We start from the raw sequence: 13897 nt of genomic DNA, 5'->3' as shown, positions 1-13897 counted from the left end.
GATAGACGGATTCGATGGTCACCACGCCGGGTAGCAGGTCGTATGCGGATGCGACCGAGAAGTTGAGATCCGCGGCGAAATGGCTGATGACCGCAGCCGCCGGTGTCGGCGGTGTTCTAGTGGCAGGCTTGCAGTTGGGCAGCCTGGGCGAGCTCTCACCGGATCACTGGCAACGACTCGTCATCGCTGTCGCCGGCCTCGCGCTGGCACTCGGCGGTGTAGCGGTGGTGGTGGCACACGCTGGCCGGCTGCTGACCGAGGACTGGATCACCTTGGGTGAGTTGAGTGTCGAGGACTTCGAAAGCAGGCTCAACCGCAAAGAAGACAAGTTGCGCAAAGGGGATGTGGCAACGATTTACGCCGACATCGCTTCCTACGGAGAGGAACTGTACGGCCGAGTCGCGACTTCACCAGAACAGCTGTATCACCTGCTGTGCGAGGCGAACCGTCGAGCACGAGATATCGGCGGCCCGTCGACCACCCCCGCCTCCGCAGCGGGCGTCGGAGATTCCGAGATCAGGGAAGCCGTCAACGCTGTAGTCGAGTTCGCGAACTATCGCCGGACTCGCGCCGACTTCGAGCGACTCCAGCGTGTCCTCGCGATCGCCACCGCGGCCGTGCTGGCAGGCATTGTGGCATTCGCGATCGCCGCCCACGCACCCGAAAAAGGGGGCGACAATCATCCGGGTAGTACTCCGACCAGCCAGACGAAATGACCCCGCCGGGTCTGTCAGATGATGAAGCCGTACACGCTGTAGAGCGCCGACCGCGGGTCGAGCAGGTCGAACAGCACGATCTTCTTCCCACGCGGATGCAGCAAGGCGCGGGCGGGATCCTCCCGGAAGACGACGACCCATCCGTTGCTCAAGATGGCGGCCATGTAGGCCCGGTCCTCGAAGTCGAACTTGTCTGCCACATTGATGGGCGGATCCAACTCGCGCCGAAGACAGTCGAGCATTTCCTGTTTCTCGGTCGCAGTGAGGGAAAGGATGATCTCCCGCACCGCCTCCAGCGGCACGATCTGACTCGCCATGATCATCGCCTCTGTATCAACTAGGCCCTCACGTTCTTGTCCCCCGATAGTCGAAACCATTCGGTCGGACTACCGGCAACCTAACTCGACGGGCACCGAAGCGAACGAGTAGCTGACTACTCGTATTCCCGATGTCTCAGCAGCGCTCCAGCCCGCCACACCACCCCAGGCTCTAAGCCGTCCCACCCAGCAGCCACGCATCTGAACAGCAGAATCCCCACCCGATTCTGCGGCGATCAGCGCATCGAGGGTCACCCCACCGCCAGCGTCGGGGCCTGTTCCGGAAATGTTGCTGCACATCCACCTCCAGATGACCGACAACGCGAATCTTCGGCTGCCTCCCCCACCTCGACACGGCTCGAACGACGGCCCCGAACCGCCATCGCCAGGCGCGCAACATGTCGATGTCCTTACTGTCGGTGCGCACAGTGAGGTTGCGCGGTTCGGGGAAGAACGTAGAGGGCAGGGGTGCAGCATGCTGCAATGCTCAGCCCGGGATCACCAAATCTATTGGGCTACAACACATCTGCCAGCCACGGCAGAGTCGGCAGATATTGATGCGACTCCGACGACACTGGATACGGGGTTCCGCGCGGTCCGGTCTACCACTCGCTGCGAGCTCTCCCGATCCGTCGCGCCCACAGGTGCATCAACTTCTGCGCGTCGCATCCACTACACAGGCATCCACAGCTCGCACCCGCTCGTCTGCCGGCGAAATACTCAGCGGTGACGACGAGGCTTTCGGGAATTGCGAGTTGATGCGTGCGCCACCGGTGGAGGCGAAGACGACGTGGTCGCGCAGGATCCACACGTCCGAACGCTCTTCCATCTGTCCGGATGCGTCGAGGGTCGTCGCACCGAAGAACGTGAGACGACCGTCGATGATCACCGTGGCATTGGTGAGCCGGTAGCCATCCATGGTCAGGCCCGCTTGCACCTGCGCGACGACACTTTCCGACGCTGGCACGCATCGCGGATCCGACAGAGACACCGGCGCAGCGGCCGGCGTGGTTGGCGGCGCGATAGGGGCTGAGCTGCTCGTTGTACTCGCCGCAGTTGATTCCGAATCTTCGTCACCCAAGCCGAGCGCCTTTGAGATGAGCACGACGACGACTATCAGTGCGAACACACTGACAACGCTGGTGATCAGGGCGTGCACCACAGCATTGGCTTGCCCGCGTATGCCGAGGCGTTCGTCTGGTTCGATGGACATGGGAATCCCTTTGTGCGATTGACGGATTGACCGCGCCGCGAGCACCTGTTGCCCCTGCGCACGAGGCGCAGGAATCAGCCTTTTCACGGCAGGCCGTGGCTACGTTAGCGCCATGGGAACCCGAGCGGCTCGCTGATCTCACTCATGAGAATCGTTCCATGGCGCGACCAGCAACGAAGTGCTACACAAGTTTGGCCGTCAGTCGGCTGCCAGTGGAAGGGTTATGCGTGCCGCGTTTGTGGCCCGAGCATCTGCGCAGCGGTTGGGTGGCGAGCTTTGGTGGTCCGGAATCTGGTGCGGGAGTGAGTTATCGGCGATAGCGTGTACGGCGGCCGTGTGCTGTCTGCCCTGACGGGAGCGGGCTGACGAAAGTCTTTCCGAGTCATTCGAGTCACAACGGAGCGGTCTGGTTGTTCTGACAGCGTCGGGTGAAGTCGGCAACGGCGTTGGGCTGCTGCTGGTTTCATGTCCGGCTGTGCGTGATGAGGGCGCGCCGGCTCGGGGTGTTGTCGCGGGTGGAGCTGGAGCGGTATTTCCATGTGCCCGAGCCCGTTTCCAGTCGGAATCATGAAGTGCAGCAAACAGATCCATGAACCCCCGGTCGTACGGGCCCACGCCGAGAAGCTGACCGGGAACGCCCACATCGAGCGACAGGCCCTAGGCCCGAACGCGGAGAGGGAGCTCGTTGACCGGCCTGTCCCCAGGCTGTCCGATCGCGGCTGCGACGTCGACGGTCGCCGGGAGGGGCGGATCGACGATCCTCCTGGGCTCCGGGTGAACTCAACCGGCCATATTCGAACACACTTTCGATCGTATGCGATAGAGTGGGGGAAGCTCCGCACTGGCGCCGATAGCCTTCTAGCTGGCCTTTTGCGCCGCTGCTCGCCGGTAGAGGCTGAGCACGAGCGCCAGGTTGACCAGGGACAGTGCCAGTGAGATCCACTCCATGTCCGTGCCTGCTTGTCGGGTGGGTGGTGGATATACTTTCGGAGGGAAGGTGGACGCGCCTGGATTGACGCGCCCACCGGGTGTTGCTTCCTCCTAGCTCGGTTGGCAGCCGCTCACACAGCGGCCCCACCTTCGATGGAGAGGAATTAATATGCGCGCCATCCAGATCGAACAGTTCGGCGACCCCGCGCAGGTGCTCCGCGTCGTCGACATCGAGGAGCCGCCGCCACCGGGTCCGCATGAGGTTCTGTTGAGCGTTGAGATCTCGCCGTTGAACAAACACGACCTGCTGGTTGTCACCGGCATGCTGGCGCGACCACCCCTGCCCCACATACCAGGCGCAGAGGGGGTCGCCCGCGTGCTTGCCGCTGGCGTCGAGGTCGATGGACTTCAAGTCGGCGATCTGGTCGTGCTACCCCTGTATGCCGGTGCGTGGCGTGAGCGGATCGTCGTGCCCGCCGACGGCCTGTTCGCACTCCCCGCCGGCGGCAACATCGAGCAGTACTCGATGCTGGGCAGCAACCCCCCGACGGCAGGGTTGATGCTCAGTGAATGCACCCCCCTGCAGCCCGGTGACTGGGTGGTTCAGAACGCCGCGAACTCCGGTGTGGGACGGTCATTGATCGCGCTAGCCAAACTTCGTGGACTGAAGACGATCAACCTGGCCCGTGACGACGCAACGTTCGCCGAGCTCACAGAGGCCGGGGCCGACGTGGTCCACGTCGACGACCCCGACGCGGTCGGCGATGTTCGAGCAGTGATCGGCGACGCGCGAGTGGCGCTGGCAGTGGAAGCCGTCGGTGGTCCGGGGGTAGCGCGGCTGCTCGAATTGCTGTCCGACGGTGGATGGTTGGTCAGCTATTCCTGGGCCAGCGACGAACCCATGCGGGTCGCCACCTCGACACTGGTCGGCAAGCACCTCACCGTCCGCGGATTCTTTGTCGGCGACTTCGACTACCGCGACAAGGTGCTGCCTGTCATTCGTGAGGCGGCACCGCTGGTGGCCGACGGCGCCCTCGTTGTCCCCGTGGCGGCCGTGTACCCCCTCGAGCATATCCAGGACGCGGTGCAACATCTCCTCCGTGGCGGCAAGATCCTGCTGAAAGTGGCTGGGCGATGAAGGCGACGAGCGCGCGACGTCGGCACGGTGCGTTGACAACATGTCTACGTGACAAACCGACTTGACGCCCGGCATCGCGCGGAACAAGCCGAACGCATGGCGGCGACTGGCGCGACATGGCAGGAAATCGCCGACCAGTTGGACTACCGGAGCCACCAGGCGGCATCCCAGGCAGTGAAGCGGCTAGGTAATCGAATCCCGCCCGAGACCGTGGAGCAGGCCCGCGCCAAGCACGACAACGCCCTGCGGCTCCGAGTGCCCGCAACCTCTCGAGTCCGAGCAGCCATGTCAGCGCCTGTCCGGACCGCGTCTCAGCTCTGTGCGACGTTCGCCTCGGCCAGCCATGCGTTGCCTGCTTCCAGGATGGCCGCCTCCTGCTCGCTGAAGCGAGTCGGGTAGGTGCCGGTCACCGGGTGCCCGGCGGTTTCGAGCAGGTAGGCCAGCGCCGCGTACTCCCGAGGATGACGACCGGAAAGCGACTCCGCGCCCACCGAGCCGAACTGGAGGCGAAGGGGCGTCGTCCAGCAACCGAGGAGCAGGTCAAGGTCTGGCAAGCCTGGGGGGAGTCGGAACTGAAGCGTATCGCTCGGGAACAGGGAGAAACGACGGAATAGAACCGGAATCGGTTGCACCGCACCATGGTCCGGTCGACCGCCCGGTAACGTCGACGACGCGCGCACCGGAATCAGAGCCGCCGCGGTGGGCACGCCCGGATTCGATGACTGAAGCCGACGCCAACCAATCTCACGCGCGGCCCGATGCTCGCTCCGAATACTCCGAAAATGGCTCTCTCGCAACAGAACACGCGCCGACGCCCACTCGAGCCCCGTCTCTGGAGCCGCCACCGCCACGTCCAGGCTTCGATCCCGAAGTCCACAGATACGTCGCCCGGTTCGACGACGGCCGCCTCATTCCGATGGACCCGTTCTATAGCGGCGAATACAACCCCCACATCGGCCGCTACCAACCCACCCAGCAAGAAATCGCCGCCGCCCGCGCCCACCCACCGGGCGAGAGCCCACACGACATCCAGGTGCGCAACTGGCTCGACACCCGGCGACAATCGCACCCCCACGATCCTGCTCCGGAGTCCCCGCCTCCAGCACCACAGGAACCATGGAGGTCGTCGCGAGCACCGGAATCGCTGCCACCGATAACTCACGCGCCGACGCACGAGCCGACGACACTACATCCGCCGACCACGCCCGACCCGGCCCCACGGCAGCCTGTATCGCCAGATCATTCACAGGCGCAATCGCATTCGGTGTCACAGCACGCTCCCGAGTCACCCTCGCCGCACGCGCCGTGGACATCCTCGCGTGCTCCCGAGTCACCACTGCCGACACCACATGCGCCTGCGCCGGAGTCGCACTCTCCGACACCGCCGACGCAACATTCCCCTGAAACACAGCGACCCGTCTCACCGGCGCCGCATCACTCGCCAACGAATGTGGCGCCGGCGCCTCACAATTCGCCCACTCATACGCCGACACCACCACACCAGCCGGTAGCCCGCACACCGTCGACACCACACCAGCGTTCACCAGAACTCAGCCCGCACCAGGTCCCGCCACCGCACCCCCGCACTCCGGTGGCGCCTCCCGAATCCCCTCGCAGCTCAACACCCCCGCAAGTCATCGAGTCACACACACCGGTCCCGCCAACACCGGTACGACATGCGGGTCCAGCGGAACACTCAGCGCCGCAATCGGATTCGCGCGCACCGCAGCAGCGCGGTCCGCAGGCACATAGCTCAAATGATCCCCAGCATCCAGGCAGAGCGCCGAGGCCGGATCAGCCTGGTCCACACCAGGGTCCGCAACGGCTGTCGCCTCAGGAGTTGCAGCAGGCACACCAAGTGCGACAGATACGTGAGTGGTACCGCCAGCAGCTGCCCGAGGGCGGCCATACCACTCAGGTGCCCACCGAGCATGGGGCGAATACCAAGCCCGCCTACGACTTCCGGCGCTACCCCGATGAGCACCAAGGTTCCGTCGCGGTAGCCGGCATCAAGGTGCATGTCACCGCAGACCGCAGCGTATCCCCGGAACAGGTGGCGCGACTGTGGGAAAGGGCGCAGCTGGCAACGGATCTGACCTTCAATCACGGTCAGCGGTTGTTATCCGGTGACCGGGTCCTGATCGACTTGGTGCACACGCCGGATCCGGCGGCGGCGAACCTCCACATCCACGTCAGTGAGACCGCCGGTCCCTGGCATCCCGACGCCCACCCCGACGCGATCGTCCAGCAGCTACGCGACCATATTGGACTGCAAACCGAACCAGGCCAGCGCGGACACGGGTTCAGCCCGGACGAGATTCGCCAGCTCAGCAACGACATCGCCAAGGCCAATACTCCAGTCACCCGCGGCGACATCGCGGATAGTCGGGTGATCGGAGAAGGCAACCTCAACGACATCGAGGATCCCGCGTATCAGCACGTAGTCGAGGATTCCGTCCGCGCTGGCAATCGATTCCTTGTTGGTGCCGATCCTCACCTGTACGCAGAGCACATCAACGATGGTGGCCCCACGAAACCGGGTCGTAGCAACGACTGCAGCGATTGCACGATGGCCATCCTGTCCACGCACAACGGTCGGCCGATGGCCGCTGCCCCTCGATGGCCGGATGTGCTGCCTGACGGCAGCATCGACACCCGCAGAGGTGAAGCGCTCGGTCTACAGCGCGCCGAAGCGTGGATCGGCGGCACTTGGCAACATTTCAACGACGGCGGCAGATCGATACCCGAACAGTTCCAGGCATTGCATGACTGGGTAGCTCAACAAGGACCGGGTGCCTCGGCATACGTGCACAATGCCTGGCATGCCCTCGACCCGAAAACTGGGCAAAAGCTCTACAACCCGGACGGCAGTCCGATCATGGGGGGTTCACACGCCACCGCGATCGTCTACCCGCACGGGGCAAGCGGGCCGATGTGGGTCGACGCGCAACCGAAGCCACCGATCATCTCCGATAAGCCCCCAGCGCACCTGGTCGACAGGTCGTTCGGGGTGCGATTCATGATTTGCGACCCGAATGGAGGATCACATGGTGGCACAACGGTTCCAAACCGAGGAACAGGTCCAGCAGTATCTGGCCCAAGCATTCCCGAGCCTGCAGTTCGAAGAGCCGATTTCGTTCCAGCACGGATGGGTGTGCCGTCCGAAACTCACCCCGGAGGAGATAGCGCGGGGCATGGATCTGGGCCTGACCAGTTACGTGGTGAACCGGGAAACGGGCGTGGTGACGGTACACCCGAGTCTGCATCCGTTCACGATCGGGGAGATGTACGACCAGGCGATCGAAGCGGGCCAACCGGTCCAAGGCGCTCAGATCTACCCACATCGCACCCGGACGACAATTCAACGCACACACGAGGACTCGGAGACGATCCAGTATCAAGTCCGGATCGAGTCGCTGATCCAACCCCCGGAGCCGACCGAGGAATTCCAGCTGACCATCACCAAGCACCCGCTCCGTATTCGGCCGACCTGGGCGCGCGCGACACGCGCAGCGGCGTGGGCGGAATGGAAATCCCGTCAGGACGGGACCTGGCCGGAACAGGGGACCTTCGAGGACTAGGCCCCGACCACACGGAGCTACCGCGAGATGTTGAAGCTCCAACATCGGTGTCGGCACCCGACTGGGTACCAGCTGGCACAGAGGGGTTCGACGTACCCGGGGCCCGTATCGAACCGCCGGACCAGCCGAGTAGTCGATCCGGCTTCGACGAACACCAGCAATTTGAAGCACCGCAACATCGCGACCAGTCCCACATCGATCGCAGCGACCCGAGCCTTACACGGAATCCGGTACAGGACAACCTCAATGTCGGCAAGCCCGAGCACACCACCCAACCCACCCGTGAGGCAGAGGGCTCTGGCGGCAATCAGTCCCGCGAGCCGGTCGACAAGGGCGAACTCAGTCGCCGCATCTCCGACGACCGATCACAGACCCCTGCCAAGGAACTCATCGACAAGGTCCGGGACCGAGTCGCAGGCGATCCCGAGAAATTCGCGCTCAGCTACAGCGACCGAGAGCTCAACACACTGGTCGAGCAAGGGCGCCAGCATGGGCTCAGCGATCGCAGCATCGCCGATCTCATACAGACCGGATCGCGCATCGCGAAACCCGTTGCCGCAGACACCCTCGCGCGCCACATGGATAACTGGGCCAACGTTGTTTCGGAACGCGGCTACCCGTACCGCTTCGACAGCGCCGAACATTTCAACGCCTTCGCTCGAGATTTCCACGAAGCTCTCCACCGCGCAGGGCTCGGCGACCTCGACCCGTACATTCAAGGGTCTGCGCTGCGCAAACCCGAAGCGAAAGATGTCGATTTCGCGCTCGTTATCGATCGGGACCGGTTCTATGAACTGCTTGCCGATCGCTTTGACGGTCGGGCCGCAATCTGAGCCGCTGATGCAACGCCGACAGTGCCGTTGAAGCTGAAAGATCTCACCCGATCCGAGATATGGGATCTAGCCCAGCAAATAGATGCCAATAAAAACGCTTACAACAGCCAGGCAAGAACCTTCTCGAACGCTGTCCTGAAAGGAGTTGTCAGATCCACATCCGATATCTCCAAGCCACTCAAAGCGGCAGGTAAGGAAATCCAGTCAAAATATCCAGAATTGAACATCGAGGACATATCTTTGATCGTTCCGGATAGTGCGTTCGATTCAAGTCCCGAACTTCCTGTCGTCGAAACAACCGATAAGGATCGGGCACAAGAACTCGCCGACCGGTTGAACGGAGCCCGAGAGCGCGAGTCGCAGCGCGCGATCGAGGACCTCTACCGCTTCCAGGGTGAGCTCTCAAACGACAAACCGGTTCCCGAGGTTGCCGAAAATCTCGACGGCAATCAGCGCGCCAGCGCTCCCCCACGCGACCTGATCACGCAACGCGGGCAGGAGCTGGCCCGAGATTTCGCGGCCCAGCGCGAGCAGGCGTTGGAGAGCCTCGCCCCCTATTGGCGGGAGAGTGTGGAGCTGGTCGTCGAGCTGGCGAATGACCGACTGCCGGATATCGAGGCAACGATCGAGCGCGCCCAAGCAAAGGAAGCTCTCGACCGGGCATGGAGCGCACTGGAGCGGGGAGGTCCACTGTCCGGGGTGAGCAGGGATCTCGTTTTGGCAAGAGATCATTTGACCACGGGGCAACGGCTCGAACTCGAAAGCCGCCTGGACGTGCTGCGCGACTTCGATCTGGGCAACTCGGCAAAAATTGTCGAGCACCTTCTGGAAATCAGCATCTACGAGCAAAATCATTCGGTAACAGCTGAACTCGAAGTCACCGACCGACACCTCCTGGAGACTGCCACTCAGAAGGTATTGGAATTCCGCGAAGGACACCTCGAGGAACGTGCACGATTCGTCCAGCACGAACTGAACAGGGCTCATGAATTGGAGCGCATCCTTGCTGAGGGCAAGGCCCCGGAACTGGCCGATGTGCTACAGAACTACGATGCCGTGGAACGCGTCATTCGGCATGAGCGAGAAATGGAAGCTCGAGCGATTCAGAAATTGGGACTGGATCCGAAGCATGAACGAATTGTCGCTCACGGGCTGGAACTCGATCGCGCCAGCACCCTCGTCAAAGCAAGCGATGCGTTCCGAAACGAATTCGTCCGGCAGGCTACCGAAAAGGTAATGGAGGCTCGCGAACCGGAGGAACGAGCAACTGCACAATTCATGGAACTAATCCGCGAACGGGCCCGGGAACTCGAACAGGCCGCCGCGCTGGGCAAGGAACCCGATCCCGCGCAGGTGCGCGAGATGTATAACCAGATTCACCGTGCTGTGGAACATGAACGAGCAGTCGATTCACGCGCGCTCGAAACGCTGGGGCTGAATCGCGTGCAGACCGATATCACGACCCGGATTTTGGAGGCCGAACGCGCCCGGACATATGAAAATGTATTAGATGTTTTCGGTCGTGAGCTCGTTCGGCAGGACCACAACGAGTCCGTCGGGCAGGCAAAGAGCCTCGAGCTGACCGCGGATAAAATGCGGACCCTCGATCCGAACGTCTATCAATTGGTCCGCAATCACGATCCGATCGGAAGGTCTGTGGAGAAGGGGGTGTTGATTTACCGGCAGCCAGGACGAGAACCGGTCGAAGTTCCGTACGACTCGCTCGCGCGCCGCTATGCGGAAGCTGCCAAGGGAATCGACCGCGGGTTCCCGAGCGAAATCATTGTCCAACGCTTCCTTTGGGAAGTCAGTCAAGGCCACGATGCGCGCGAGGCTGTGCGGGAGCGTCCCGACGAGGCTCCGCACCGGACAAGAGCCAGAGAGAGCGAGGCGCGCGAGCGAGGGCTGGAGCGCGAACGCTAGCGTGGACGGAAGGATATCGGATGCCGCTGTTGGCCAGGGATCGAGCAACTAAAGGTGATCACGTGATGGAATGGCGTCGATCGACGCCCTCGAATGACGATGACAAGTCTCTGAGCCTTCCCTTGCTGGGACCTAATTGGATCGATGCGACGTGAAACTTCTGAAAAGACAACTGACGCTGGTCCTGCACGATCGGCTCGACCCATCCCACCTCGACCAACTGCGAGACTGCCTGGGGCTCAGCCTATCCGGAAGCGGGGCCGGCCCTGTTGGCACCGAATTGGGCCGCCGCACCGAACACCACCCCAAATACCGAACGGTCACCTCGATGGTTCTCTCTCTGGTGCGCACCGGCACCAAAGAATGGACCATCACCCTCGATGCCATACCCGGCACAAAATACGCCAAGTGGCTCTGTCTCGCCGAATTAGGTTGCCGTGCAGTAGGGTTCACTATTGCCGAGCGTCGACGACCAGCTGCCGAACCTCCCTCAGCCAAGACCGAAATTGCATCACCGGAACGCTCGGCTACCTCTCCCACGCTGATACCCACACCCGATGACGCCACCGCGGTCGCCGATCAACCGCTGCCACCTTTCGATCCCTCTATCTACGCGATCCACGACACCATCCCGTTACGGTCGACCGTCGTTGGTAATCCGGAAAGACGTCGAAAAGCAGACAAGATCGTTGAACGAGTACTGCGTGACGAGACTTCGAGCTCAGCGTTCGAACCGTTCGTATACAAGGTCGATCTCGACGACCGACCGATGCGGTCTGCCAACGAAAACCAACCCCGCACCCCACCTGTTCGACGATCAGCACTGGAGGATGATGAGATTGTCGAACTAGCCGGTGAACTCCGTAACATGGTTTGGTCGTGGCGGATGGATGACCTGCTCGGCCTCGGTGGCGCGGCAACGTTCTGGACACTGGAAACCGTCGAATCCGACCAAATCACCATGGACACCAGATCCGTTCCTGGTTACTGCTACATCGGTGGCAGCGGTGGCGATGCCGAATTCATTGATCTGCCGGTCGCCACCCTGACTGAGGATGCCAACAGTAGCTCACAACTAAATGAAACCTTCACCCGAATGACAACGGCTCTTACCGCAAGCTACGGCGAGCCGACCAGGCGCGTCACGGGAACAAGAACGTGGGTCCAATGGGAAGGCATCGAGAATACGTTGACACTTTCCTACCAGCCGCCCTCGATCCGAATGATCCTGCGGCAGGGCCCAGCTATCACAACCTTCTACGATGAGGACTAAGCCAGACACCGCTCGGTAGAATAGGTGAGATTACGATTGTGAGATTGGAGTAGATTCGTGCCGAGTACGTCGTTCCACGGAAGCTTCGAAACCGGTGACCCGGAAATTGTCGAGCAGATATTGAGATCGTGGCTTTCGACCGACGATCTACGTGTGCAGCCTCGCCGAGGATGGGAAACGCATTACGAAACAGACGGCTTCGAACTGCTCTGCTATGAGGCATCACCGCAGAATCCCCCGAATTATTTCCTCCTCGAAGGCCATATCGATGGCGCCGTCGAGGACGCCGTCGCCCGGCTGCATGAACTTGCCGAACAGTGCCGAAGCGCGAAACTCGAATTCAGTATCGACTATGAGGAAGTCGATGCGGCCGGTAACCCGTTGAGCGAGGAACGTACCATCAACTGATCCAGTGGCCTCGAGATAGATCCGTATGCGCTGGGGGCTATTGCTGCTGAAGCGCGTCTCTGCGCCGGCGCTAATGCATGGCCATGACCGTGACATCGATCGGGTTGGCGATGATCGGATCTCCGGTCTCCACCGGCGCCAGCCGTCCGATCCGGCGATATAAATAAGGTGAATCCATGGTGGTATGGCGTGCGCTGACCGATGACGAGATAGTCGAATTGGCTACCGGATTGCCGTCATTGGACTGGTCGTGGCAGCTGCAAGAGGTGCCCGCGATAGCGGCAAGGTTCGACTGGAAGGTATTAATGACCCGAGCGGATTGGGTCATGCTCGACTGCGGTTTCGGGCTGAGCAGCGGTGCGGTAACAGGCCGCGACGGGGTGGCAGAGTCCATCAAGCTGATGGTGACAGACTCCGCGAGCGAGGACGCGACCGGCCAAGCATTGGTGCGTGACGCGTTCGTCAGGATGTCCGGCGCTATAACCGCCGCTCTCGGCGAGCCAACTTCCCGCATGCCGGGGGAAGCCGCAGAAATCCGTTGGGCATTTTCGGAAACAACATTGCGCCTGAAGAATCTGAGTCTCGCACATACTGTCCAGGTGACGTATCAAACGAACGCCTCGCTGGCGGCTTTTGATAGATCCATCGAATTCGAACGGCAGGGCCTGACATGACGAATTGGACGGGATTCGCCGAGCGACTGGCCGAGCAGTTAGCGGTACTGCCCGCAGGCGCGATTGTGAAGATCGTCGAAGCGGGACTTCCTCCAGGCCACCAGCGGTTCGCGCAGTTCGCGCAGACCGACAGCGAGCTACTGGCCGAATTGGTGGGCGATGAGTTCCTCGAACCCACCGCACGGCCTGACGAAACGGGATACCGCCTGATCACCGAGTCAGGCTGGCAGGAACCCGATAACGACCATGGCCCCTACTGGTGGATCGAGCTGCCTTGGCCGGTCAATTCAGCCATATACCGCCAGTTGGCGGCAATGGTGGTGACCGGACTCCGTGACGCGTTCCGAATCAGCGACCCAGAGTCGTTGACCTACACCGCATGGAACAAGAACGCGGACGAACGCGAGCTTCACCTGCCACTGCTCGGGCTGGCACGCCAGGACTGATCGGTTGTCATCCGAGCTTTGGGGACACGGAGACCATGCCACTCAACGGACCGGGTTCAGTTCGCCTCCCGTCTCGGCCCGGACACCGTCGACATCATCGGCTTCGACGGCGACGCGGTACGCGTCGAAGTCACCGTCAGCACCCAGGCAGCTGATACACCGGACGGCCGCGATGACACAGTGGCGGCGTATGCCCGGATGGCGGACGTACTGACCAGATCCCTCGGCGAACCAACCGTTCGCCTCGACGACAGGGTTTCCGAAATCCGCTGGGCCGGTCCGGAAACACCCCTGCGGCTGATCGACTTCCACCACACCGTCCGATTACAGCTGGTAACCAACGACTGGCTCAGCGCCCTCGACCAAGAGGATTGACAACACCCGTCGACCAGCGAACCGGAATTGGCGGATCAGGCCAGGGCGTGCGAACGTGACAGTGTGGGCA

Annotated in this window: 16 protein-coding genes and 1 pseudogene; 11 read left to right on the top strand and 6 right to left on the bottom strand. The window is 62.0% G+C overall.

Features of this window, described 5'->3' with window-relative positions:
• Positions 1–14: 14 nt before the first annotated feature.
• Positions 15–716 (top strand): hypothetical protein, encoded by a 702-nt coding sequence (locus ON44_RS00715; protein WP_040685783.1) that lies wholly within the window; start codon positions 15–17, stop codon positions 714–716.
• Between the two features lie 14 nt (positions 717–730).
• Here ON44_RS00715 and ON44_RS00710 read toward each other — a convergent pair whose 3' ends face one another.
• Together ON44_RS00710 and ON44_RS52245 are read right to left on the bottom strand one after the other, a co-directional pair.
• A complete protein-coding gene (locus ON44_RS00710) occupies positions 731–1033 on the bottom strand; it encodes a hypothetical protein (protein ID WP_157187004.1) in 303 nt (100 codons plus the stop codon).
• Positions 1034–1682: 649 nt separating this feature from the next.
• Positions 1683–2333, bottom strand: coding sequence for a hypothetical protein (locus tag ON44_RS52245; protein WP_245566955.1), 651 nt, complete (start codon positions 2331–2333; stop codon positions 1683–1685).
• A 1012-nt stretch (positions 2334–3345) separates the two neighbouring features.
• On the opposite strand from ON44_RS52245, the gene ON44_RS00695 reads away from it, so the two are divergent.
• The gene (locus tag ON44_RS00695; RefSeq protein ID WP_040685780.1) at positions 3346–4314 is read left to right on the top strand and encodes a zinc-dependent alcohol dehydrogenase family protein; all 969 of its coding nucleotides are present in this window, start codon (positions 3346–3348) and stop codon (positions 4312–4314) included.
• A gap of 311 nt (positions 4315–4625) precedes the next feature.
• On the opposite strand, the gene ON44_RS00690 is transcribed toward ON44_RS00695, so the two are convergent.
• The 3 genes from ON44_RS00690 to ON44_RS52240 all read right to left on the bottom strand — a co-directional run bounded on the left by ON44_RS00690 (position 4626) and on the right by ON44_RS52240 (position 6811).
• Positions 4626–5021, bottom strand: a complete 396-nt coding sequence (locus tag ON44_RS00690) for a hypothetical protein (protein ID WP_040685779.1) — start codon at positions 5019–5021, stop codon at positions 4626–4628.
• Between the two features lie 1046 nt (positions 5022–6067).
• Positions 6068–6334, bottom strand: a complete 267-nt coding sequence (locus tag ON44_RS49800; RefSeq protein WP_157187003.1) for a hypothetical protein — start codon at positions 6332–6334, stop codon at positions 6068–6070.
• 231 nt (positions 6335–6565) lie between these two features.
• Positions 6566–6811 carry a hypothetical protein gene (locus tag ON44_RS52240; protein WP_040685775.1) on the bottom strand — a complete coding sequence of 82 codons (246 nt, stop codon included), beginning with the start codon at positions 6809–6811 and terminating at the stop codon, positions 6566–6568.
• On the opposite strand from ON44_RS52240, the pseudogene ON44_RS53880 reads away from it, so the two are divergent.
• From ON44_RS53880 to ON44_RS00645, 6 genes and pseudogenes are all read left to right on the top strand, one after another.
• A pseudogene (locus ON44_RS53880) lies at positions 6704–7252 on the top strand (toxin glutamine deamidase domain-containing protein); the annotation flags it as partial. The gene ON44_RS52240 and the pseudogene ON44_RS53880 sit on opposite strands and share 108 nt — an antisense overlap.
• Before the next feature lie 109 nt (positions 7253–7361).
• Entirely contained in the window at positions 7362–7895 is a 534-nt protein-coding gene (locus tag ON44_RS52235; protein ID WP_245566954.1) for an SUKH-4 family immunity protein, read from the top strand.
• On the top strand, positions 7832–8728 hold the full coding sequence (locus ON44_RS52230; protein WP_245566953.1) for a hypothetical protein: 897 nt from the start codon (positions 7832–7834) through the stop codon (positions 8726–8728). The genes ON44_RS52235 and ON44_RS52230 overlap by 64 nt, the downstream gene beginning before the upstream one ends.
• A gap of 21 nt (positions 8729–8749) precedes the next feature.
• The gene (locus ON44_RS46390; RefSeq protein ID WP_157187001.1) at positions 8750–10651 is read left to right on the top strand and encodes a PH domain-containing protein; all 1902 of its coding nucleotides are present in this window, start codon (positions 8750–8752) and stop codon (positions 10649–10651) included.
• 151 nt (positions 10652–10802) lie between these two features.
• Positions 10803–11924 carry a DUF6301 family protein gene (locus ON44_RS00650; RefSeq protein WP_040685772.1) on the top strand — a complete coding sequence of 374 codons (1122 nt, stop codon included), beginning with the start codon at positions 10803–10805 and terminating at the stop codon, positions 11922–11924.
• 57 nt (positions 11925–11981) lie between these two features.
• On the top strand, positions 11982–12332 hold the full coding sequence (locus tag ON44_RS00645; RefSeq protein ID WP_040685771.1) for a hypothetical protein: 351 nt from the start codon (positions 11982–11984) through the stop codon (positions 12330–12332).
• A 70-nt stretch (positions 12333–12402) separates the two neighbouring features.
• On the opposite strand, the gene ON44_RS52225 is transcribed toward ON44_RS00645, so the two are convergent.
• Positions 12403–12660 carry a hypothetical protein gene (locus ON44_RS52225; RefSeq protein ID WP_245566965.1) on the bottom strand — a complete coding sequence of 86 codons (258 nt, stop codon included), beginning with the start codon at positions 12658–12660 and terminating at the stop codon, positions 12403–12405.
• Between ON44_RS52225 and ON44_RS00640 the strand changes: the two genes are divergently transcribed.
• Genes ON44_RS00640 through ON44_RS00630 form a run of 3 tightly spaced genes read left to right on the top strand, consistent with a single transcriptional unit; the run spans position 12551 to position 13827 of the window.
• A complete protein-coding gene (locus ON44_RS00640) occupies positions 12551–13006 on the top strand; it encodes a DUF6301 family protein (RefSeq protein WP_506331747.1) in 456 nt (151 codons plus the stop codon). The genes ON44_RS52225 and ON44_RS00640 overlap by 110 nt on opposite strands.
• Positions 13003–13452, top strand: coding sequence for a TY-Chap domain-containing protein (locus tag ON44_RS00635; RefSeq protein ID WP_040685769.1), 450 nt, complete (start codon positions 13003–13005; stop codon positions 13450–13452). The genes ON44_RS00640 and ON44_RS00635 overlap by 4 nt, the downstream gene beginning before the upstream one ends.
• Positions 13453–13470: 18 nt before the next feature.
• On the top strand, positions 13471–13827 hold the full coding sequence (locus tag ON44_RS00630; protein ID WP_040685768.1) for a DUF6301 family protein: 357 nt from the start codon (positions 13471–13473) through the stop codon (positions 13825–13827).
• Positions 13828–13897: the final 70 nt, after the last annotated feature.

The sequence above is a fragment of the Nocardia vinacea NBRC 16497 genome (assembly GCF_000308835.1).
Lineage (GTDB): Bacteria > Actinomycetota > Actinomycetes > Mycobacteriales > Mycobacteriaceae > Nocardia > Nocardia vinacea.
The sequence above is the reverse complement of the archived record's forward strand: the minus strand, read 5'-3'. Positions and strand labels throughout refer to the sequence as shown.